Source organism: Pseudomonas sp. UBA6323, from assembly GCF_002439135.1.
In the GTDB taxonomy this organism is placed as follows: Bacteria; Pseudomonadota; Gammaproteobacteria; order Pseudomonadales; family Pseudomonadaceae; genus Aquipseudomonas.
In genome coordinates, this window is the sequence record NZ_DJSX01000092.1 from 1 (window position 1) to 22,434 (window position 22,434).

General features: G+C 60.1%; 19 protein-coding genes and 2 pseudogenes. 12 read left to right on the forward strand and 9 right to left on the reverse strand.

The window, feature by feature from the left end:
- Positions 1 to 15 precede the first annotated feature (15 nt).
- Positions 16 to 108, reverse strand: a pseudogene (locus B3P22_RS21435) (transposase domain-containing protein); the annotation flags it as partial.
- A 1,727-nt stretch (positions 109 to 1,835) separates the two neighbouring features.
- A complete protein-coding gene (locus B3P22_RS21445; protein WP_296272466.1) occupies positions 1,836 to 4,676 on the reverse strand; it encodes a hybrid sensor histidine kinase/response regulator in 2,841 nt (946 codons plus the stop codon).
- Positions 4,677 to 5,240: 564 nt separating this feature from the next.
- On the opposite strand from B3P22_RS21445, the gene B3P22_RS21450 reads away from it, so the two are divergent.
- Positions 5,241 to 5,585, forward strand: a complete 345-nt coding sequence (locus B3P22_RS21450; protein ID WP_197855711.1) for a hypothetical protein — start codon at positions 5,241 to 5,243, stop codon at positions 5,583 to 5,585.
- A 138-nt stretch (positions 5,586 to 5,723) separates the two neighbouring features.
- Here the strand turns inward: B3P22_RS21450 and B3P22_RS21455 are convergent, their stop codons facing one another.
- The gene (locus B3P22_RS21455) at positions 5,724 to 6,635 is read right to left on the reverse strand and encodes a bifunctional GNAT family N-acetyltransferase/nucleoside diphosphate kinase regulator (RefSeq protein WP_197855710.1); all 912 of its coding nucleotides are present in this window, start codon (positions 6,633 to 6,635) and stop codon (positions 5,724 to 5,726) included.
- 386 nt (positions 6,636 to 7,021) lie between these two features.
- Here B3P22_RS21455 and B3P22_RS21460 point away from each other — a divergent pair.
- Positions 7,022 to 7,272, forward strand: a pseudogene (locus B3P22_RS21460) (Rieske 2Fe-2S domain-containing protein); the annotation flags it as partial.
- A 22-nt stretch (positions 7,273 to 7,294) separates the two neighbouring features.
- Here B3P22_RS21460 and B3P22_RS21465 read toward each other — a convergent pair.
- From B3P22_RS21465 to B3P22_RS21475, 3 genes are all read right to left on the reverse strand, one after another.
- Positions 7,295 to 7,729 (reverse strand): PA2169 family four-helix-bundle protein, encoded by a 435-nt coding sequence (locus B3P22_RS21465; protein ID WP_296272467.1) that lies wholly within the window; start codon positions 7,727 to 7,729, stop codon positions 7,295 to 7,297.
- A 93-nt stretch (positions 7,730 to 7,822) separates the two neighbouring features.
- Positions 7,823 to 8,287, reverse strand: coding sequence for a ferritin-like domain-containing protein (locus tag B3P22_RS21470; RefSeq protein WP_296272468.1), 465 nt, complete (start codon positions 8,285 to 8,287; stop codon positions 7,823 to 7,825).
- Positions 8,288 to 8,415: 128 nt separating this feature from the next.
- Positions 8,416 to 8,967, reverse strand: coding sequence for an ATP-dependent Clp protease proteolytic subunit (locus tag B3P22_RS21475; protein WP_296272469.1), 552 nt, complete (start codon positions 8,965 to 8,967; stop codon positions 8,416 to 8,418).
- Positions 8,968 to 9,384: 417 nt separating this feature from the next.
- On the opposite strand from B3P22_RS21475, the gene B3P22_RS21480 reads away from it, so the two are divergent.
- The gene (locus B3P22_RS21480; protein WP_296272470.1) at positions 9,385 to 9,798 is read left to right on the forward strand and encodes a CopD family protein; all 414 of its coding nucleotides are present in this window, start codon (positions 9,385 to 9,387) and stop codon (positions 9,796 to 9,798) included.
- A 79-nt stretch (positions 9,799 to 9,877) separates the two neighbouring features.
- Here the strand turns inward: B3P22_RS21480 and B3P22_RS21485 are convergent, their stop codons facing one another.
- Positions 9,878 to 10,336 (reverse strand): DUF2231 domain-containing protein, encoded by a 459-nt coding sequence (locus B3P22_RS21485; RefSeq protein ID WP_296272477.1) that lies wholly within the window; start codon positions 10,334 to 10,336, stop codon positions 9,878 to 9,880.
- Between the two features lie 147 nt (positions 10,337 to 10,483).
- Here B3P22_RS21485 and coxB point away from each other — a divergent pair, with 147 nt between their 5' ends.
- From coxB to B3P22_RS21515, 6 genes are all read left to right on the forward strand, one after another.
- Positions 10,484 to 11,374, forward strand: coding sequence for a cytochrome c oxidase subunit II (coxB, locus tag B3P22_RS21490; protein WP_296272478.1), 891 nt, complete (start codon positions 10,484 to 10,486; stop codon positions 11,372 to 11,374).
- Complete coding sequence (gene ctaD / locus B3P22_RS21495) at positions 11,371 to 13,902, forward strand: cytochrome c oxidase subunit I (RefSeq protein ID WP_296272471.1); 2,532 nt, start codon at positions 11,371 to 11,373, stop codon at positions 13,900 to 13,902. Before coxB ends, ctaD begins: the two co-directional genes overlap by 4 nt.
- On the forward strand, positions 13,902 to 14,255 hold the full coding sequence (locus tag B3P22_RS21500) for a hypothetical protein (RefSeq protein WP_275545072.1): 354 nt from the start codon (positions 13,902 to 13,904) through the stop codon (positions 14,253 to 14,255). The genes ctaD and B3P22_RS21500 overlap by 1 nt, the downstream gene beginning before the upstream one ends.
- A gap of 464 nt (positions 14,256 to 14,719) precedes the next feature.
- Positions 14,720 to 15,037, forward strand: coding sequence for a hypothetical protein (locus tag B3P22_RS21505; protein WP_197855702.1), 318 nt, complete (start codon positions 14,720 to 14,722; stop codon positions 15,035 to 15,037).
- Positions 15,038 to 15,140: 103 nt separating this feature from the next.
- Complete coding sequence (locus B3P22_RS21510) at positions 15,141 to 15,497, forward strand: hypothetical protein (RefSeq protein ID WP_275545071.1); 357 nt, start codon at positions 15,141 to 15,143, stop codon at positions 15,495 to 15,497.
- A 419-nt stretch (positions 15,498 to 15,916) separates the two neighbouring features.
- A complete protein-coding gene (locus tag B3P22_RS21515; RefSeq protein WP_296272472.1) occupies positions 15,917 to 16,246 on the forward strand; it encodes a four-helix bundle copper-binding protein in 330 nt (109 codons plus the stop codon).
- A 196-nt stretch (positions 16,247 to 16,442) separates the two neighbouring features.
- On the opposite strand, the gene katE is transcribed toward B3P22_RS21515, so the two are convergent.
- Positions 16,443 to 18,581 carry a catalase HPII gene (katE, locus tag B3P22_RS21520; protein WP_296272473.1) on the reverse strand — a complete coding sequence of 713 codons (2,139 nt, stop codon included), beginning with the start codon at positions 18,579 to 18,581 and terminating at the stop codon, positions 16,443 to 16,445.
- Between the two features lie 277 nt (positions 18,582 to 18,858).
- On the opposite strand from katE, the gene B3P22_RS21525 reads away from it, so the two are divergent.
- Positions 18,859 to 19,383, forward strand: a complete 525-nt coding sequence (locus tag B3P22_RS21525; RefSeq protein WP_296272474.1) for a DUF4142 domain-containing protein — start codon at positions 18,859 to 18,861, stop codon at positions 19,381 to 19,383.
- Positions 19,384 to 19,431: 48 nt separating this feature from the next.
- On the opposite strand, the gene B3P22_RS21530 is transcribed toward B3P22_RS21525, so the two are convergent.
- On the reverse strand, positions 19,432 to 19,914 hold the full coding sequence (locus tag B3P22_RS21530; RefSeq protein ID WP_296272475.1) for a CinA family protein: 483 nt from the start codon (positions 19,912 to 19,914) through the stop codon (positions 19,432 to 19,434).
- Positions 19,915 to 20,145: 231 nt separating this feature from the next.
- Here B3P22_RS21530 and glgA point away from each other — a divergent pair, with 231 nt between their 5' ends.
- Together glgA and B3P22_RS21540 are read left to right on the forward strand one after the other, a co-directional pair.
- Positions 20,146 to 21,681 carry a glycogen synthase GlgA gene (glgA, locus tag B3P22_RS21535; protein WP_197855697.1) on the forward strand — a complete coding sequence of 512 codons (1,536 nt, stop codon included), beginning with the start codon at positions 20,146 to 20,148 and terminating at the stop codon, positions 21,679 to 21,681.
- 23 nt (positions 21,682 to 21,704) lie between these two features.
- A partial coding sequence (locus B3P22_RS21540) for an alpha-amylase family glycosyl hydrolase (protein WP_296272476.1) occupies positions 21,705 to 22,434 on the forward strand: 730 nt, incomplete at its 3' end.

The following is a 22,434-nucleotide window of genomic DNA, read 5'->3' on the forward strand; positions in this document are numbered from 1 at the left end:
TATTTGATTGCCGAGTTAATACGTCGGCAACCGCGTCAGTACATCGTTGAGGTACGCGTACGGATCATGCTCGCTCATGCGTGCCGACTGGATCAGGCTCATGATCGCTTGACCGTTATGATGTGTCACCCAGCGGCAATGTGATCACCGCCGCTTCTTCAGCCGGCCGCCCGGCAGTCGCTTGTACCGGCACGAATGCCGGCAGGCCGGGGGCGGTCGAGGTAAATCGGCAGCCACTTGCGGATCACGTTGGCGTTGATGCCGTGGCTGATGGCGACGCCGGAAACTGTGGCCCACCGGTTGCCGGCATTCCTGCGCGACCTGGGCCTTGAAGGTTTTTGGATAGGAGCTTCGTTGGCGCATGGGAATCCTGGCGATAAGGGTGATCGCGTCCGCTAAAAGATGGGTGGCCACCATCACCCTTAATGCTGGAGTTCAGAAGGTGTGTTCACCGGGCGCTTACATACAAGGATTCCATCATCGAAGTCGAGAAGGAAATCCCGGACCACCGGAAGCTCGCCATTGAGGTGAAGAAAGTTAAGCTCGTGGAAACGAGCGAAAGTCTCGAAAAGTGGCTGTGGGTGTTGCGGCATGGGGGGATCGACCTGAAAGAATGCATCTAAATCAGCGCTTCTGGATCAGTATAGAGCAATATCCGGGTCTGGTGATTATCGGATATTGCAACGCTCAGCTCTATCGCGGACCTTGTCTCTTAAAACCTGTAAACCCCATGATGCTAACTAAAAATATTCGTTAAAACAGCCAGTTAGGATTGATGCTCGATCTTTAAAATCGGAGAAATGAAAGGTGCCCGATTGATGCCGGAAGCGCCCCGCAGTTGCTCATGGGCGGCCGGGGGCGGATTGCACATAGAGATGTAGCCCGCAGAGCTCTGAGAGTGGCAATGGCCATGGGGCGTAGTCGCGGCTGTAGCACCTCGACGAACTGCATAACACTATGGGCGCTGCCGATGCCAGAACGCGTGCATGCGTCGACTAGAGTTAAGGCCGTGCCGCCATTCCAGCGTTTGAAGGCGTGGAGGAAGTTGGAGACTTCGCCACTGCCTAGGCGTGAAGCGGTTTCCATCAGGGGCAGGCCGCCAGTAGCCCGCAGTTTGACGTACCTCAACCATCAGCAAGCGGAATCAGCTATCGTTTTTATCGGGATGCCGCCGGTGGCGCCACCCATTTACTTAGCTCCAGTAGCTGCAGAGCATGCATGCTTTACTGGCGCGGTGCGGAACTTTGGACCTCGGAAAGAGGCGTCAGCCCGTTCCCAATTTTGAAAATCAATCTGCGTCGTTTCAGCGCAAGCTACAAGCTACCCGATCCCTATGGCATTGATTTTCAAGAGTCTCCACTTTAAAAGACAGACTTCCAGTCTTTTAAAGTCACCCACAGGCGAGAAACCTGGGGTTCGCACATAACGCATTATGGTTAATGCTTCGCATAATGTATATTATGTTAAATTACATGTGGGAAGGTCCTCCCGAGTGCAGAGTGCTTCCTGAGCCCTTCGACCAAGTAGATGAATCCGTTCCTCTGTCATTACTCGATCCCATAAACCACACCTGACATAGGCATTGCGCTACGCAACCAGCACGGATGCGAAAACATCCTCAGGCGCCCTTCTTCATTGGCTCTGGTCCGGGATGGTAAGTACGATGAGGCACTGCAGGCGTTGCGTGCAGCTGTCAGTCTACAACCAGGCATTGCTCAGTATGGATATGCACTGGCTATCACCCTCCGGCTGGCTGCCGCATTGCCGTGAGATTGGATATCCAATCCCTTGCTAGAGATGGCTGGAACCCTACTGATCGCGCCCTCAGATCGGACCTACTCAGCAGCCATCAGCTCTTGAACTCGTGTAATGAGTGAATCCACAGAGAATGGCTTTGTGATCACCTGCATTCCAGGCTGGAGTTGCCCGTTACCGACGGCAGCGTTTGCCGCATACCCTGTAATGAACAGCGTCTTCAGGCCGGGGCGAAGTTCTCTGCCGGCGTCAGCCATCTGCCGCCCGTTCATGCCCCCTGGAAGACCCACATCGCTGATCAGCAGATCGATATGCACATCGGAGCGCAGCATCTTCAGGCCAGCAACGCTATCGGCTGCCTCAATGACCGAATAGCCACGCTCACTCAACGCATCGACTAACAGCATGCGAATGGTCGGCTCGTCATCGACGACAAGTATCGTTTCGCCTAGTTCTGATAGCTCTACGGCATTCGAATAGAGCTCTTCCCGCTCCGCATCAACGGCGCCGAAGTATCTTGGCAGATAGATGGTCAGGGTCGTCCCGACGCCTACTTTGGAGTGGATACGTGCCTGCCCTCCTGACTGTTTCGCAAAGCCATAGATCATCGATAGCCCGAGGCCGGTGCCGTGCCCTATCGGTTTCGTCGTGAAAAATGGGTCGAAGGCTTTGGCGATCACGTCTGGTGCCATGCCGAAGCCCGTGTCTGTGACGCTTAGGGCAAGGTACTGGCCCTCGGTGAGATCATGTGTTCGCGCAACCTCGCGGTCCATCCAGCGGTTGGCCGTCTGGATGGTTATCCGGCCCCCGTCAGGCATTGCGTCCCGTGCATTGATGCACAGGTTGAGTAGCGCGTTCTCAAGTTGGCTACTGTCGACCTGCACCGGCCAGGGTTCAGCCGTTCCGAGCGTTTCGAGCGTGATGCTCGGGCCTACCGTTCGCTGTATGAGCTCGGTCATTCCCAGCAGCAGCGCATTCACGTCCGTGGGGCGCGGGTCGAGCGTCTGCCGGCGCGAGAATGCCAGGAGTCGGTGTGTCAGCGCGGCCGCGCGCCTGGAGGCTCCCTGAGCCGTCAGTATGTACTTCTCGAGCTCGCCTAATCGGCCCTGAGCAATACGTACGCTCATCATTTCCAGGGAACCGGAGATGCCCGCCAGCAGGTTGTTGAAGTCGTGAGCCAGGCCACCTGTGAGCTGACCCACTGCTTCCATTTTCTGCGACTGGCGTAGTTTCTCCTCGGCTTGCATCAGCTCTGCGGTGCGTTCTGCAACGCGCTGCTCGAGCGTATCGTTGAGCGCCCTCAACGCCGCCGTGGCGCGGTCTCGCTCATCCATGAGCGCCCGACGCTCCTCCACGTTGATCAGTACGCCCGGGAAGTTCTGGGCGGTACCGTCATCGGCGAGTTCGACACGTCCGTTCGCTTCGATCCAGTAATACCTTTGATCCGCGCGCCTAACTCGGTACTGGTGAGAGAAGGCTCCGCCACGGGCGATCACGTCGTCGATGGCTGAGATCACCCCTTCTCGGTCATCGGGGTGAACCGTGGCGATAATCTGCTCAAGGCTTAGCCCCTTGAAGCCCAATGCTGGGTCGAGTCCAAAAGCCTCGGCAAATGCTTTGTCCACCGTAAAGCGGTCGGTTGGCACATGCCAATGCCAGGTACCAATGATCGCCCCTGCCGCCAGGGCGAGTTGGACACGTTCGATATTCTCGTGAGCAAGCGCCTCGCTGGCTTTTAGACGCTCCTGAGCGTTGCGCCTCGCAGTGACGTCATTGAAGAAGACGCCGAGCTGTCTCTCAGCGGGGTCACCCACCGGCACAGCCTTGACATCAAACCAACGCTCGAAGGTATTGGCGTAGCTTTCAAAGGCCAGCGGCTCTCGTGTCTTGGCGACATGCCCATACGTGTCAAACCAGAACTGTTCCAGTTCAGGGGCATATTCGGTCACCCACTTGTCACGCAAATCGACACCCGCCTCACGTTCAAACGCCGGATTGACCTCGATGAAGCGGTAGTCGACGGGATGATCCTGAGCATCGAACTTGACCTCGACGATGGCAAACGCCGTCTCGATCGTCTCAACGATCGTTCTGATACGCTCTTCGCTTTTACGTAGCGCCGTTTCCGATTTTCGCCTTGATGTCAGGTCGAGCATCGCCCCGATCATGCGCAGTGCTTTGCCATCAGCGTCGCGGATTACATGGCCTCGGTCGAGTACCTCAGCGTAGGAGCCGTCATTGCGCTGAAAACGGTACTCCTCGCTCCAGGAACTGCCGTCACCATCGATTACAGCGTGGATGGAGTCGTATATGCGCCTCTTGTCGTCTGGGTGTATGTGCTCCAGCCACCAGTCGCTAGAAGTCTCCGATGTCAATAGCGAGTAGCCATAAGCATCGGCGAGCGCGTCGTTCCACAGGACTTGATTGGCTGTCAGATCCCAGTCCCAGATAGCGTCGTTGGTCGCTTTGGCTGCCAGACGATAACGCTCCTTCGTCTCCTCCATCGCGCGATTATCGAGATGCTCTTTTGTACGATCACGCAAAATCGTCATGAACCCTAGATGCGCGTGCTTTTCCGAGTACAGCGGCATCGTTTCGCCGGATACCCAGATCGACCGACCGTCCTTGCGCAGGTGCCAACGTTCGTTCGAGGCAAAACCGAATTCGATCGCCTGCTGCATTTCGGATGCGGCAAGGCCGTCATCTCGATCCTGAGCGGTATAGATACGCGCGACGCTCTCGCCGAACATTTCCTCCGCACTCCAGCCCATCACATGCACAGCTGCCGAGTTCCAACCGGTAATGGTGCCCGCTGGATCAGTCAAGATGATCGCGAAGTCCACAGCACTGTCGAAAACGGCTTCCTGACGCGCTGCGTCCTGAACGGAGCCTGATTGCTCTGCTCGGCGGCATTCATCCACCTCAGACTCTACGCCGGCTCGTCTAAGGGCCGCGCGCAGGCGCTCATTTTCGGATTCGAGCTCCTCACGGGTTAGGCTTTTCAGAATATGGCTCTCGATAACAGCGCTACAGGCGCAGATCCCGCAATCCACTCATCATAAGCAAGTCGAGCGTTTCTGGACCCTGTTTCACAGGTTGGTGACTGGTGCCGGTAACCTTACCGGACAATTGCGATTGGCAACACCGCGCGTGCCCGGCAATCATTCTTCGCTACCAGCACTTTTCAGCATTGACCCTGGAAAGGCTCGGCCATTGCCGTTGCAGCAGCACCAGCTTTCATCGGTTGCCGCGTTCAAAATCGGCAGAGGCCGAAGCCAGCCGGATTTCAGAACCCTAAAGCGCACCTTGGGCGGCATTGTAATATGCATGATGGCCTTATGGCACAAAGTGCATTTTGCACTGCGAGATCAGGCTTAAAATAAAGAATAATCTATTAAAATCAATTAGTTAGGATTGGATGAAATCTTGGCATGTCTACTGCTCTCCGTGCTTTGCATCAATACCAGCACAATGGAGTTCACGCCATGGAAAACGCAATCAATTATTTGCGCAAACACCTGCCGGAACATGAGGTAGCACTCAAGGCGCGACCTGATGGAAAGCTATTGATGTCACTTAGCCAGAACGGCACGAGCATTTACATGAAGGCTATCAATCCCTGCGCTTTGATAAGTGACAAGGATTTAAAAACGATAGTTGATGAGTTCAACCTCACCCGGGAAATGACCACCGGAAATATTCGATGGGAAGATGTCGGCAAAAAGATACTTCAGTCCCCCCTCCCCACGTTCAGTGGTAGCCCGATCAATCCCACCGCTGCCAAGATGCTTTGGAAAAAACGTCAGGCGATGGCTCTCGCAGCCCGCTAGGCGGCTAGCACTGCTTTCGGGCGCAGGCTTATGGCCGATGCCGGGGGAGCGCAACGCAGCCCCCGCTATCGCCACAGCACATCATGTGGCTAATGACTGGAGGGTACTCGGCGTACAAAAGCCGAGCCCAAGGTGCAGTTACAGGTGGAAATCCCCCGCTGCCTCCGGCTGGTAAAGCACTTTCCTGATCTCGATTCGGCGGGTTCGATCAGAAATTCGCCAGTCGATGGCATCTCCCTCCTGATAGCCGAGAATGGCGGCTCCGATGTCGGAGCACACGGAATGTTTGCCGGCGTTCCAGTCTGCGTCTTCGGGATAAACCAGGGCCACTTCGAATTCTTCATCGTCCAGTTGCAGCAAAGCCCTGGAATTCATCGTCACTACATTGCCCGGCACCTGCTGAGGTTCGACCACGACGGCCCGTTCGAGCTCATGTTCGAGTTCGACAACGGCCGGGCCCTGTTCGAGCGCGATCAGGCTCTCGAGCCTGACCTTGTCGAATTCCGTGATGTAGATCGGGGGGGCATTATTAAAGGCATCTTCACGCAAGAACTGCAGATAGCACCCCGCCGTCAGGGAAAACGTCTTCAAGGTCGAGGTTTCGCTCTCAAGCACAAAGCCGCTGCGTATGAAGGCCTTGTGCGAACGCAGGTTGTCCGGGTGGATCTTGGCGATCAGCTTTTCCGCCCGCATGTCGAGAAACGCCAGTTTCATGCCTTCGAGGATCGTGCGGGTGCCAAGGTTCTGGCCCCACTTTTCGCTGTCTCCGATGGCTAGGACTATCTCGCAATCCGAGTCGGTCTTGATCAGACGGACAAAGCCCACCGGGGCATCATGGCGGTCGTAGGCCATGAAGAATCGGCCGCCTCGGTTGAATAGATGAGTCAGGATCGGCAACTGAGTCCGATCGATGGCTTGTTCGATAGAGCGGGCAACATGGCGCGAGTCACTCAGATAGCAAGTGACGCGCTCATCCTCCAACCACTCCATCAACGTCAGTGCGTGTGCCCGAGTAATTTCAGGGCACAGCGAAATGAAAGGCTCGTTCATCTTCACCATCACCAATTCGAAGAATGAAAGCCCTTCATGGCTATGGCCATGACGGTTCTTTCGGCAACCGGCTACTTTAAGCCATAACGCGAATAATGCCGAACCGTCTGCATATCTTTCTTCTAAATCGGTTCTCTCGGCTGTGGCACAGACTCAACCCGATCGCTATAGCGGCAGAGCTATCGCTTGGGCCTGTCGCAGATTTCAATCCTCTCAACCCGCTGATCAGCGAAACCAAGCGTCCCCTATCAGAGCGACGGCGCGACGCTGCTCGCAGCGATATACCCCGCCGCTGAAGTATCGGGGATGCGATTAGAGCGCAGCAGCGTGGGGCCAAGGCCCTTCCACGCTGCAAAATCAAAGACTTTCACCTGCAACACCCTATCGATGCGCAGGCACCGCGACCTGGCCAGGGCGGAGTCGTCAGCTGTGGTGATGAGAAGCTGGCAGTAGCGCGACGATGACGATGCGCTGCATGCGCTGTCGGCGAAGCGCACGCACATGGGCTGCGCGGTGACCTGGAACAAGGCTGACCGCACCTGGGATTGTCCGTGTCAGGGTTCCATTCTAGGCCGGCGGCCAGGTCAGGCATGGGCCAGCTTGTGAGCCACTGGCGAAGCGGCCGCTGCCGGACTGAATCGCCCCTTACTGCACTTTGGCTACAGCCGTGCGCGGATCAGTCTTTCGAATTCGATGCTGCGGCTGTTGTGCTCTTGCAACTGCTGACGAAACTCCGGAGCCAATTGCTCCGCGAGCAATTGCTCGAAACCGTGGCGAATTTGCTTTTCCGTGCGCAATGCGGCGCGCAGGCGGGCGCGTCCGCGCTCGGGCAACAGCGAGGCGCTCAAGCTGTTCCAGGCGTGGCGAAACACGCCCGGCACGCTTGGGTGCTCAGCAGGTCGGCCGCCGTAGGTAAGAATCTGGTTGTGCAGGCAGTCCATCAGCATCACGCACTGCTGTTCGCGCTCGCTGAATAGCCGCTGCTGTTCGGGTGTGCCGATGCTGCCTGCGAGGCGTCGATAGCTCAGGCTGGCATCGTGGCTGGTCATCAGAAGGTGGTTGAGCTGGGTGATGGTCTTGTCCAAGGTCGGCATGCGTTGCGCCTCCCCTACGCTTGCTGACGCATTTGCGGGATGGATCAACCGGGTGCGCGCGTCGATACACGGCACCCGGTAGTCGGGCCAGGATCAGCTCTTGGCGCGGGCCGCGTCACGCATCGCCCTGACCTCGTTGTGGTTGCGCAGCACGCCCTGATACTGGCGCTCCACCAGGGTGCGGATCTGCGGCGGCAGATTCTGGGTCAAGGCTTCGCTGTAGCGTTCTTTGGCGACGTCCTCGCCACGCTCGGCTTCGTTGAGGATCGCCTCCTCATCCTTGCCAGTAATCAGTGATTTCAGGTCGACCCAGCGACGGTGCAGGTCGGCGCTCATGCTGGTGCTGTCCTCGGGCTGTCCGCCCAGTTCCAGGACGGTACGCTGCAGCTCTTCCGCCGCTTCGGCACACTGCCGCGAGCGCTGCGAGAACAGTTGCTTCATATCCGGTCGCTTGACGTCTTCGGCGCAGACCTTGAAGCCCTCCTCACCGTCCTTGCAGGTTTCAATGAGCTTGTTGAGGGTGCGTACCAGGTCTTTGCGATCGTCTGTGAGATCCATAAGTCGCCTCCGGGCCGGCTAAACGGCCATTGCTTGATGGTATGTCCCTTGATGGGGCCTACATGGATTCCGACGCCAAGGCTTCGCTGATCGTTCAGAGAATATTCCAAGCGGTAGAAAAACCGGCTTCACGTATGCACGCACCAGTTGACCGATTCGGCCGGCATGCCCAGGCAGTCTTCGCGGTGGATCACCCCCGCCGCCAGCGCTTCTTCGACATTGAGGATGCGCGGCGCGGACATCAGGCACTGCAGCACGTCGAGCGGCGCCTCGGCCCCCGTCGTACGCTCGGCGACGATATCGGCGTAGAGCTGCAGATCGTAGTCCAGGCTCATCGCATATTCGGACATGCGCGCATGGTCCACGGCGCCATTGACCGTCCAGTGGAAGGGGTGAAACAGGAATTTGCTGTGCGGGCACGCCGTGCGCTTTTCTCCGGCGAGAAAGATGATGTTGCCCATCGATTCCACGGTGCCGAGGTTGTGCGTCTTGACCGGTACCGGCAGCGAGATGAGGAAGTTGTAGAGGGAGAAGCCGTAGCTGCACTCCCCCCCCATGGTGGCGATTTTCAGCACCAATTCATCGGCGCCCTGATGGACGGCCTGGCTGCATTTGTCGATCAACTGACCACAGGTGTAGGAATTGATCGGTGCGGTGAAATGCACGACGTGAGTTCTCATGGTTTCCTCCTTTGCCAATGAAGCGCTTTGCGAGGCTTTCTCTTGAAGTGAGTGAAAACTCATCGCCGGGTTTCAATTTTTCTGCCGGCGACTGTTTGTGACGAACCGCGTGGCCTTGGCGAAAAAGCTTGAACGTGAGGGCGGTGGCGCAACTCTGTTTGTTTCAGGGGCAGCTTGCCAGGTGTCGCACCTGGCTGGCGCAGTCGCGCCAAATCGAACGAGCATCTCTGCTTCCCCCGGACCGCCGCACCGTCTCCCTCCTTCTCCTTGCGGCGGTTCCTTCTTTTTCATCCGGGAGGCGAACGCGGCTCGTCCAGGAGAGCAGCCGAACTCAGACACCGTCAGGCAGTCACACAGTCGTGGCCTGCCCCACCAGGGCCATGTGCTCGAAACGAACGGACGCACGGGAAAGCATCGATGCCACTGCTCAAACTGCTGCATTTCATGGCGCTGATCGGCTGGTGCGGCGCGCTGCTGTATCTGCCCGCGATGATCGCCGCCGGTACACGCAGCAGCGACGACCTCTTCTATCGCGACCACGGCCAACTCACCCGCACGATTTTCAATCTGATCGCCACGCCAGCGGCGTTGCTGGCCATCGGCTCGGGCACGGCGCTGTTCCTGCGCGACTCGATCTTCGATGCCTGGCTGATCGCCAAGCTCACCACCGTCGCTGGCATGGTGCTGTGTCATGCCCTGTGCGGCGTGTTGATCCTGCGCATCGAGCGCGTCACTGACCGCGCCCTGCGCCGTGACTGCCTGTTGATCGGCCTGCTGCTGGCCTTCCTGATCAGCGCCACGCTTTGGTTGGTGCTGGCCAAACCTTTCTGACCACGGAGTACCCGAGAACATGCATGACCTGCCCCGCTCCCTCTACCACCCAGTGGCCGGCAAGCAGGGGCCGAGTCGTTCAGCGTGTATCTACACCCACGCCGTGTTCGTACACCAGGCGCCCGCCGAGGTAAGCTGCCAGCCCGATCAGGGCAGCGGTCAGCAGCGACAGGTACAGCGCCCAACGTTCCATGCCCTGCTCCGGGCCGGCGTAGCGCAGCAGCCAGTTCAGCGATGCCAACGACAGCATCATCACCGCAATGATGGCATGGCACCAGGCGGTGATCTTGCGCCGGATGCTGCCGACTGCGAGCAGATCGACCAGCCCCGCCATGCTCGCCACCCAGCCACCGAAGGCGCCGACGCCCGCGAGCCAGAGACTGGCGCGCGCCCAGAACGGATCGGCCAGCAGCAGATAGGCGATGTCGGTCGCCACCAGGCCCAGCAGCGCGGCCACGGGAAAGTGGATCATCATCGGATGCAGCGGATGCCCGGCGATAGCTGCGCGACTGACGATAACTTCCTTTATTTCGGCCATCCCGGCCTCCCTGAACAGATCAATGATGAGGTTGAACAGCAGCGTCATTGGCTGACGCCCTGTTTCAAGTTGACCACGCTGACGCTGGCAGTTCCGTTTCTCGTTGCCTGCGAGGGGCCACAATCGGCGCTCGATCCGGCCGGACCGATTGCGCACGAGGTAGCGATCCTGTGGTGGGCGATGTGCGCTTTCGCCACTCTGGTGCTGATCGTGGTGACGGCGTTGTGGGTGCATGCCATGCGTCGCAACAGCCCGCAGGTGGACGACGCTCGGGCACGTCAGCTGACGTTGCGCTGGCTGATCGGCGGCGGCTTGTTGCTGCCGACCCTGAGCATTCTGGTGTTGCTGCTGTTCGGCATTCCCATCGGCCAACGCATGCTGCCCTTGCCGTTGAGCGGCGAGCAGCCCTTGCGCATCGAGGTGATCGGCCATCAGTGGTGGTGGGAGGTGCGCTACCCGGACAGCGGCGTGGTCACCGCCAACCAGCTGCACCTGCCGGTCGGTCGCCCGGTGAACCTCGACGTCACCAGCGCCGATGTCATCCATTCCTTCTGGGTGCCGCGCCTGGGCGGCAAGATCGACATGATCCCTGGCCGGGACAACCGCATCCGCCTGCAGGCCGACCGCCCCGGCATTTTCCGCGGGCAGTGCTCGGAGTTCTGCGGAACCCAGCACACGCACATGATCCTCGACGTGCAGGCTCATGAAGAAGAGGACTTCGCCAACTGGCTGCAAGCCCGCAGCGACTGGCAAGCCAGCGCCCTGCCCGGCCCTGCCGGCGAAGCCTTCGCGGCTCGCTGCGGCCAGTGCCACCGGGTAGCGGGCGTCAGCGAAGGAAATCGCGCCCCGGACCTCAGCGATGTCGGCGCGCGATCGATGCTTGGCGCCGGCGTGCTGAACAACGAGCCGGGCGCACTGTTGCACTGGCTGCAGGAGCACCAGCGGCTCAAGCCCGGCAACGCCATGCCGCTGCATGACGACCTCGACCCCGACCACCTCAGTGCCATCGCCGACTGGCTGGAGACCCTGCACCCGTGAGTACGCCAAGCAACCAGCGCGTTGCCGACCCCGAGCAACTGCACGATCAGTTCAATGAAGTCTGGGGCAACCCGCGCGGCTGGAGGTCGCTGACCATCGTCAACCACACCACTGTCGGCATTCGCTTCATGCTCACCGGGCTGGGCTTTTTCCTGTTCGGCGGTCTGCTGGCGATGCTGGTGCGTACGCAACTGGCGATCCCCGGCTACGAGTTCCTCGAACCGGACATCTACAACCAGGTGTTCACCATGCACGGCACGGTGATGATGTTCCTGTTTGCCGTACCGATGATGGAGGGCTTGGCGGTTTACCTGATTCCGAAGATGCTCGGCGCCCGTGACCTGGTATTTCCGCGGCTATCGGCGCTGGGCTACTGGTGTTACCTGTTCGGTGGGCTGATTCTGTGCGCCAGTCTGCTGCTGGGCATCGCGCCCAAGGCCGGCTGGTTCATGTACACGCCGCTTTCCAGCGCGGTGCATACCCCGGGGCCGAACTCGGACTTCTGGCTGATCGGCATCACTTTCGTGGAAATCTCCGCGGTGTCGGCGGGCGTCGAGCTGGTGGTGTCGATCCTGCGCACCCGTGCCGAAGGCATGGCCCTGAACAAGATGCCGATCTACGCCTGGTACATTCTGGTCATGGCCATGATGATCGTGGTCGGCTTCCCGCCGCTGATCCTCGGCAGCATCCTGCTCGAACTCGAGCGCGCCGTTGGCCTGCCGTTCTTCGAGGTGGCGCGCGGTGGCGACCCGATTCTCTGGCAACACCTGTTCTGGCTGTTCGGCCATCCCGAGGTGTACATCATCTTCCTGCCGGCGGCCGGCATCGTCTCGACCCTGCTGCCGGTGTTCTGCCAGCGTCCGCTGGTGGGCTATCGCTGGGTGGTGCTGTCGGTTCTCACGACCGGCTTCATCAGCTTCGGCTTGTGGGTACACCACATGTTCACCGTGGGTATTCCGCAGTTGGCGCAGGTGTTCTTTTCCGCTGCGAGCATGCTGGTAGCGATCCCGACCGGCGTTCAGGTCTTCGCCTGGATCGCCACGCTGTGGGTCGGCAAGCCGCGTTACCACGTGCCGATGCTGTGGCTGGTGGGCTTTCTGGTGATCTTCGTCTGTGGCGGCCTGACCGGCGTGATGCTGGCCCTGGTGCCCTTCGACTGGCAGGTGCACGACACTCACTTCGTGGTAGCGCACATGCACTACGTGTTGGTGGGCGGCATGTTCTTCCCGCTGTTGGCCGGCATCTATTACTGGCTGCCGCACTTCTCCGGACGCATGCCGTCGGAGCGCCTCGGCAAGTGGGGCTTCTGGCTGGTGTTCATCGGCTTCAACGTGACCTTCCTGATCATGCACTGGACCGGGCTGATGGGCATGCCGCGGCGCATCTACACCTACCAGACCGGCCTGGGCTGGGATCTGCCCAATCTGATTTCCTCGGTGGGCAGCTTCATCATGGCCATCGGCATCGCCACGGTGCTGCTGGATATCGTTCTGCACTTTCGCTTCGGTCAGAAGGCGCAGAACAACCCCTGGGATGCGGATACCCTGGAGTGGAGCACGCACCTGCCACCCAGCGCCTACAACTTCGTCAGCCTGCCGCCGGTACGCACCCGTCACCCGATGTGGGAGTGCCCTGATCTGGGCGAACGCATCGACCGTGGCGAGTTTGCGCTGACAGTGATTGACCACGGCCGCCGCGAGACCTGGGGCGTCGAACCGCTGACCGGCAAGGTGCGCGAGATCATCCACCTGCCCGGCAACAGTTGGCTGCCGTTCGCCGCCTCGGCCTTCATCGCCATCATGTGCCTGGGGCTTTTGACCAAGTTCTACTGGGTCGCGCTGGCCGCGTGCATCATCGCGGTGGCGGTGCTGCTGCGCTGGAGCTGGGAGAACGGCGCGCACCCGCTGGCGGCGCCGGATGCCCGGGTACAGCCCGGAGAGCCGCCGCTGCACTCGCGCACCTGCGACGGACCGGGACTCTGGGGCATGGGCGTGACCCTGCTGGCCAATGGTGCACTCTATCTGGCGCTGCTGTTCGGCTGGTTCTACCTGTGGACCGTGTCGCCGAACTGGCTGGTCCCGGACGAGCCGGTCATCGACCAGCGCCTGCTGCTGGCCAGCGCCGTGCTGCTCAGCATCGCCGTTCTCTGGCAGCGGCCGGTGCTGCGCCGTCTGCGTCAGAGTCAGGGAGAGCCGGCCACTCTGATCACCTGCTTTACCGGCGTGGCGCTGCTCGGTGCGCTGCATGCCGGGCTGCTGCTCTGGGCCCTGCTGACAGGCGATCTGGCACCACGTGCCACCGCACACGATGCGGTGATCACCGTGATGCTCAGCTACAGCCTGGTGCACGGCGCGTTGGCAGCCATCCTCAGCGCATTGCAGGCGTTGCGTGTGCACTATGGCTATGTGTGCAAGAACACGCCTTACGAGCCGCTGGTGGTAGAGCAGCTCTGGCAGTACAACCTGGCGGTGATGTGGATCACCTACTGCAGCGTAGTGCTGTTCCCACCTGCCTTCGGAGGTGCGTGATGCAACCGTTACGCTCGCCCTACAACCCGATCCACATCCCGCTCGGGCTGGTGCTCTGGAGCCTCTGGTTCGTTGCGATCTATGGCGGTCTTTCGGTGGGTTGTGCGTTGGTGCCGCCAGACCCTGCGCAAGGGCAATGGACCTGGCTGAACGGGCTGCTCGCCCTGCTTAGCCTGGTTACCGCGATTGCACTGCTCTTGCTGGCGCGCCTGTTTCAGCGCGCCGCCAGGCGTGACCGCGCAACCCAGTCCGAGCGTTTCGTTGCCCGTATTGCCGCCGGCGTCAACCTGATCGGTGCCATCGCTACCGTCTTCGTCGCCCTGCCGACCCTTAGCCTGCCGCCTTGCCTGTGAGAGTTCTGCCGGGCCGTTCACCACACTGCCGCTGCGATGGATCGGTAAAAAGTGTCCGCCCAAGGAGATCCCAGGCTTGTGGTTAAGGCGCCGCCAGTGACAAAACGCTAAACCCTTTATCGCGATTTCTTAAGGCGCATTAACTTTTTGTACAAGTTTTATTTGGGATTTGGGGATATCCAGGCAATTCGACGAAAGCGTGTCGTGCATTTGGTTCAGTTTATTTTTTCTGTCACTGCGGGCCAGTTCGCTCGTTGGCCTGATGCAAGATGCTGTATGCAAACAATAAACTCAGCCCGGCAGTTTTTATGAATAAATCCCATCACAAATGAATTTTTTCCAGCGCAAATCTGTATAACTCGGGTAGATGATGTCAATTTGGTTTTAATTTATACCAATCGTCCCAAGTGTTGGTATGCCATAGATACAGCGCTATGTTCATGGGTGTCTTTAAGGAGGAACTCATGAACCATGACTTGGAAAGTATTAGGTCGGCGTTAGCCAATTATGAAATTGATATGACGCCAAGACCGGACGGCAGCATCGTGCTGACCGTCGCCCATAATGAACGACAGCTCGTTCGCGTTCTCGATGGGACTTGTCCCACCCAGGAATTGATCCGGCTGATCCATTTCGATATGACTTTGGAGGAAGATGGCGAGTCGATAAGCGAAGCGGTCAAGCATTGTAACGCCATGCAATTGCCAACCTACTCGCGCGAGCCGATTTTCCGCACGCGCTCCTCCCGTTTGTGGGCCATGAGAAAGCTCACGAAAGAATGAGGATACACACGTGCCCAGATGCAAGGATTCAGCAACGATTCGGAGCAAGCCCGAAGATCTGATGGGAAGAATCAGAAGGCATATGCCCTATCGGCACCAACTGATGTACGAATGGCCCTACATAGCCGGGGCGACATGCCTGGTGGTGTTATTGGTCTGGCAACCCTTTCAACCGCCGACGTTGGCGGTGGTGTTCTCACCGGCGACACCCACGCACAGTGGTCAGCGCTCGCTTCAGGAGATCGATTCGAACTGCTATCAGGTGCACAGCGAGGCGTTCAGCGGCCAGCCCTGCGAGGATTGTGACAAGAACGGGCTCACTGCTACCTCTTCCGAGTTCCAGTTCAGCCGATCGATACTCACCTGCTGGGATGTAAATCGCGATCCGTTGCGCCCTAGCACAGCGGACAGACCCGACAACATGATGATCGAAGTGATGAAAACCAATCACTCCTTCTAGTCGCCCCGGCGCTCTCGGCTGGTATTTCCAGCCACCCCTGCCTTCTCTCCTCTTTCTTCTCTCGTATCCGATTTGTTTTTTTGATCGAATGATCAAGTCTCAATCGATACTTATCGACGCCATTCGCAATGATCGGCCGTAAACCGCTTGTGACTATTTACTTTTTCATTACAAACAGTGCCGCCATTTATAGGTAATTGGCATTTATCGCCGACTGAGATACAGGTAAAGAAATATTGGATATTTGCGGAATGGACGCCCTCTCGTGTATGTCGAATAAGTAGCGCTGACATGGTGGGTCGATATTTTCTCTATTGGTAATAGCTACTTAGGTGCCGCACGGTTGATGTCCCGAGGAAAATTGCCTTTTGTTGGCGCGCCATAATACCTGTATATAAATTGTTCGTGGAGGCACGAAGATGACAGATGAGTACAACTATCTCGATCATATGACCGCCTATAGCAGTTGCGCCAACGCGTGCGAGCAATGCGCTGCTGCTTGCCTCAGCGAAGGAGACGCCGGCCATTATCGCTGCATCGAGTTATGCCGTGATTGCGCGGACCTGTGTCGCCTTACCGCGACCCTGATGTTGCGCAACAGCCCCTATGTCGCTGTGGCCAGCCAGCTGTGCCGCATCGCCTGCTTGGCCTGCGCAGAGGAATGCGTGCAGCACGCCAGCCAGCATTGCCAGGAATGCGCGCGTACCTGCCAGGTGTGCGCAGAGGACCCATTGCTGGAGCCAGCCTGAAATGAACGGGAAAACGTCGGAACAAGCCCGCAAAACACCGGTGCCGCGCCCCGCTCAGGGGCTGCTTGACGATCCGGGGAACGAAGACCCGGGCTCGCAACTCGATGCACCGGTGCCGCTGCGCCCCTCGACCAGGTCGCAGCGGCAGAAGAAGCCCCGGCCTGACGCAGGCGAACCGCGTTAGGCCGGGCGTGGTTCAGGCCGGAATGCTCTTGGCGCGCATCTCCCGCGCCCAGATGCGATGCTGCTTGAGCGCCGTCTCGAAGCGCATGTACAGCGGATCGAAGCTGTCACCGCCGAGCATCCCGTCGTCCTCGTCCAGGCCCAGCATCGCCGCCAGCTGAGCGGCATCACCACTGAGCGCGATGGGCTTGAGGTGCTTGTAGGCTTCCAGCAGGTAGTGCTTGGCCACGCCATCGTCCTGCAGCGTCTTGAGAACGTACTCGCCACCCGGCACGAACACCGCATCGACAGTAATCGAGGGTTCCGAAGCGAAGCTGCCGTCAGGCTGCATGGGCTGACCGTCGGAGTCCTTCACCGGCGCCGCTGAAGGTGCAAGGAGTTTGGCCACGGCACCGGCACCTTCGAGCATCTTCTTCAGGCTGGCGACTTCGTCGGCCTTGCAGCCGGGCGTCAGCAGAACTGCGACGCGGCGCCCGCGAATATCGCCAGGCAGCAGATTCATCTGGCTGAGCGCGGGCGACGTCTGCGCTCTGTCGTCCAGCTTTGGCGTCGAGGTGCTGTCCAGGTCGATGCCCAGGTTCTGCGCAACGCGCAACGCCAGCAGCGGATCGATATGGGCCAGGATTTCCTTCACCTGGCGCTCGCGAATGTACAGGCGCTCGACTTTCGACAACTCGAAACTGTAGGCATCGACGATGTGCTGCTGCTCGGCCTCGCTCATGCTGCGCCAGAACAGCGTGGCCTGGGAGAAGTGGTCGGCGAAGCTGGGCGAGCGCACGCGGATCTTGGTGCCGTGCAGCGGCTCGGGATAGGAGCTGTAGCCGCCACCGCTTGGCGCCGGCGGCGTCTCGCGCGGCCAGTTGCCGTCGATCGAATTCGGCTCGTAGGAGGCGCGGCCACGGTTGATCTGCTGCCGGTGCGGCGCGTCACGATGGTTGTTGTGGAACGGACACAGCGGCCGATTGATCGGGATTTCGTTGAAATTGGGGCCGCCAAGACGCAGCAGCTGGGTATCGGTGTAGGAGAACAGTCGGCCTTGCAGCAGCGGGTCGTTGCTGAAATCGATGCCCGGCACCACATGCCCGATGTGAAACGCCGCCTGCTCGGTTTCCGCGAAGAAGTTGTCCGGGTTGCGATTGAGCACCATGCGCCCGACCACACGCACCGGCACCAGCTCCTCGGGCACCAGCTTGGTCGGATCGAGCAGATCGAAGCCGAAGCTTTGCGCATCCTCCTCGTTCATCACCTGCAGGCCCAGTTCCCATTCCGGGTAGAGGCCGCGCTCGATGTCTTCCCACAGGCCGCGGCGGTGAAAGTCCGGGTCCTTGCCGGCGAGTTTCTGCGCTTCGTCCCACACCAGCGAGCAGACACCGGCCTTGGGCCGCCAGTGAAACTTGACCAGCTTGCTCTGGCCCTCGGCGTTGACCAGGCGAAAGCTGTGCACGCCAAAGCCCTGCATCGAGCGATAGGCGATGGGAATGGCGCGGTCGGACATGGTCCACAGCACCATGTGCGCGGACTCCGGGGTCAGCGAGACGAAGTCCCAGAAGGTGTCGTGAGCCGACGCGCCGGTCGGGATCTCGTTGTGCGGCTCGGGTTTGACCGCATGGACGAAGTCGGGGAACTTGATCGCATCCTGGATGAAGAACACCGGCATGTTGTTGCCGACCAGGTCGAAGTTGCCCTCCTCGGTATAGAACTTCACGGCGAAGCCGCGCACGTCGCGCACCGTATCGGCCGAACCACGCGGCCCCTGCACGGTGGAGAAACGCACGAATACCGGCGTGCGCTTGCCGGCTTCGCTGAGGAAGTTGGCGCAGGTCAGGTCGGTGGCCGGGTCGGTCACCTCGAAGTAGCCATGGGCTGCCGAACCGCGTGCATGCACTACACGCTCGGGAATGCGCTCGTGATCGAAGTGGGTGATCTTCTCGCGCATGATGAAATCTTCCATCAGCGTCGGCCCACGTTCACCCGCGCGCAGGCTGTTCTGGTTGTCGGCGATGCGCACGCCGGTGTTGGTGGTCAGCGCCTCACCGGTGGAGTCTTCGCGAAATTGCTCGAGCTGTTCGAGCTTGGCGTTGCTGTTGCTTCTGTCGAGCGTATCGCTGCCGGCCATCTGGCTGTTCCCGGCGGTTTTCGGTTGCTTGCTCATGGGCTACTCCCGGCTGTTGGAGGCGCGCACAAGGCCGTGCGCTTGATTATCGGTGACCATGTCTGGCATGGCGGCCACGCAGGCGACCACGCGTCGCCACGGGTAATTTTTGAGGCAAGCTGCGGCTGTTCCGTTCGACTTGAATTTTTTTTGACGGCCGGCGGAGTCGGGCCGTTTCGCTTGTGACGACATGCTATAGCCAGAGCAAATTTGCCCTGAACTTCGCCTTGCTTTCGGCCTTCTACCCAAGTGCACACCCATCCCAGGAGGATCGAACATGCAAGCATCCAAACCACTGGCCTGGCTGGCCGCTGCCGCTTTCGCCATTTGCGCAGCCAGCAGTCTGCACGCTGCCAACGAAGCTGAATCGATCGATAGCGACGACTTTGTCGAGGAGGCATCGGCGAAAGGTGTCGCCGAGATCGAAACCGCAAAGCTGGCGCTGGAAAAATCCCAGAATGAAGCGGTCAAGGGCTTCGCGCAGATGATGGTCGACGATCACCGCAACGCGAATCAGAAGCTGGCTGATCTGGCCAAGAGCAAGGACCTGGAAGTGTCCGATGACGCCGAGCTGCTCAACCAGGCCAAGGCCATGGTGCTCAAACTGCGAGGCGAGGAGAGCTTCGATAAGGCCTACATGAACAATCAGGTGGTCGCTCACCGCGAAACCATCGAGCTGTTCCGCCGTGGTGTGAATGCCGATGATGCGGAAATTGCCCAGTTTGCCCGCGATACGCTGCCCAAGCTGGAGCAGCATCTGAAAAAGGCCGAGGAAATCAACGGTCAGCTACCGGAAAACTGATTGTTCGTGTGCCGGGCTGCTGATGCAGCCCGGCAATACGCTGTCAGGTCAAACCTGGCGCAATCGTTCGTAGTAATACGACAGTTGCATCAGCGCATAGCGCGCCGTCTCCTCGCGCACTTCGTTGCGGCTGCCGCTGAACTGAACCGTCTCGCTGACGATGCCCTGGTGCTGGTCGAGTCGAATCGCACAGGCGATGCACTGCACGCCATCCATATCCCCTTTCGCTTCCGCCAGCCCGGTGTTAGCCAGAACGATATCGGCATCGCTGCGCTGCAAGGCGCCGAGCGCCATTTCCCGCGCCACTTCCTCGCTGGTCAGGCCGAAGCGCTCGATGGTCTCCGGGTTGACGCCCAGGCAGCGCTGTTTGGCCTGGGGCGAATAGGTGACGAATGCGCAGTCGAGCACCTGGCCGCTACCGGGCACGTCCGCCACCAGCGAGCTGATCAGCCCGGCCGTGCAGGACTCGGCGGTGGCCAGGCGCAGCTTGTACTTGCTGAGAAAATTAACCACCTGCTCGATGCTGTGCATCTGCCCTTCTCCTTGATGCTACCCATGAAGCTCTGTGGAAGCGTCAGCAGTGGGCAAAGTTCAACCTTTCACGTTGCGCTTGCCTGGTAAAAAAAGGTCGAACCTTTGTCGCATTCGCCCCGTCAGGAAAAGGGTAAGGGGGAGATTGGCGATCATGCTCATTGCACTCCTCCAAAAGGCCCTCGCCCAGCAGGCGAGTCGTCCTCAGGTCCAAACCAAATGGAGAGAGACATGGCAAGTGCTGCAGCCTCCGCACATATTCCGTCCACACCTACCCTCTGCGCCGCAGCCAAGCCCTCCTTGCAGATGCACAGTGAGCATCCCGAGCGTAAGCGCGTACTGTTTGTGACCTCGGAGTTCGCCGACCTGATCAAGTGTGGCGGGTTGGGTGACGTATCCGCCGCGCTGCCACGTGCATTGTCGCCTCAACATGACATGCGTCTGCTGATTCCCGGCTATCGCAAGGTCGTGGAAAGTGGCCGGCCGATCCGCATCGTCGGGCAACTGCCGGGCGTGGCCGCGCTGCCGCCCTGCCAGATCGGACGCATGGATCTGGCCGATGGGCTGATCGTCTACGTTCTGCTCAACCATGCGTTGTACGAGCGCGACGGCTCGCCCTACGTGGATGCGCAGGGGCGTGACTGGGCCGACAACCACATTCGCTTCGCCCGCCTTGGACTGGCCGCTGCGGAAATCGCGTCAGGCGATGCCGGTATCCAGTGGCGCCCGGAGCTGGTGCACGCCAATGACTGGCCCGCAGCGATGGCCCCCGCCTACATGGCCTGGCGCCAGGTCAGCGCCCCTGCCGTGCTGACCATTCACAACCTGGCCTATCAGGGCCTGTGCGACATGCGCTGCGCCAGCGAGCTGGCGATACCGGAGTCGGCGTGCGGCGTCGATGGCCTGGAGTTCTATGGTCAGCTGTCGTTTCTCAAGGCCGGCATCGCCTATGCCCAGCACGTGACCACCGTGAGCCGCCGCTATGCCCGGGAAATCACCACGCCGGAGCAAGGCTGCGGCCTGGACGGCCTGCTGCGCGCCAAGGTGCTGGTCAATCAGCTCAGCGGCATCGCCAATGGCATCGACGAAAGCTGGCAGCCCGAGAGCGACCCGCATCTGCAGCAGGGCTTCAGCGCAGGTGACTGGGCCGGCAAGCAGGCCAACACCGAATACGTGCAGCGCTGGCTGAATCTCGATGCCGATGGCCCGCTGTTCGCCGTGGTGTCGCGCCTGGTGCAGCAGAAAGGTATAGATCTGACGCTGCAAGTGGCCGAACACATCGTCGCCCGCGGCGGCCGCATCGGCGTGATCGGTCAGGGCGAGCCGGCGCTGGAGGCCGCCATGGCGGAGCTTGGCCGGCGTCATCGCGGACGTATCGGCGTGCACATCGGCTTCAACGAGAGCGATGCGCGGCGGCTGTATGCCGGCAGCGACTTCCTGCTCATGCCTTCGCGCTTCGAGCCCTGCGGCCTCAGCCAGATGTATGCGCAGCGCTACGCCTCGCTACCCATCGCGCGCTGCACCGGCGGCCTGGCCGATACCATCGAGGATGGCGTCAGCGGTTTTCTCTTCGATGAGCCGCACGTCGATGCCTACCGCGAAGCGATCGACCGTGCGCTGCAGGTCTTCGAGCATCCCGAACTGCTGGAGGCCATGCGCTGCCACGCCATGCGCTCGCCGCTGTTCTGGCGACAGTCGGTGCAGCCCTATGACCGATTGTTCCAGCGCCTGTTGAGCCAGGTCAGCGCTCGCCGGGCCCTGCGTTGATGTACAGCCATGGAGCCCGGCCAATGGCCGATGGACGCGTGCGCTTCGCCCTCTGGGCGCCGAGCAGCAGCCGCGTGGAACTGGAACTGCAGGACGGTGGGCTGCAACCGATGCAGGCACAGGAGGATGGCTGGTTCGTGGCGCTGTTGGAGTGCCCGGCCGATTCCCGCTATCGCTACCGCATCGATGGCCAGTGGTCGGTACCGGACCCGGCCTCGCGCCGCCAGGTCGAGGATGTGCATGGCTTCAGCCAGGTGGTCGATCATTCGGCCCATGTCTGGCATCACCATGACTGGAATGGCCGGCCCTGGCACGAAACGGTGCTTTACGAGCTGCATGTCGGCCTGTTCGGAGGTTTTCAGCAGGTCATCGAGCACCTGCCGCACCTGGCCGACCTGGGCGTCACCGCCTTGCAGCTGATGCCGCTGAATGCCTTTTCCGGGACGCGCAACTGGGGCTACGACGGTGTGCTGCCCTTCGCCCCGGCCAACGCCTACGGTACACCCGAAGAACTCAAGCAACTGATCGACAGCGCCCATGCCCATGGCCTGATGGTATTCGTCGACGTGGTCTACAACCACTTCGGCCCGGACGGCAATTACCTGGGCGTGTACGCACGGCAGTTCTTCCACGAAGAGCGCACCACGCCCTGGGGCGCGGCCATCGATTTCAGCCGACCGCAGGTGCGCGACTTCTTCTGCGAAAACGCCCTGATGTGGTTGTTCGACTATCGCGTCGACGGCCTGCGCCTGG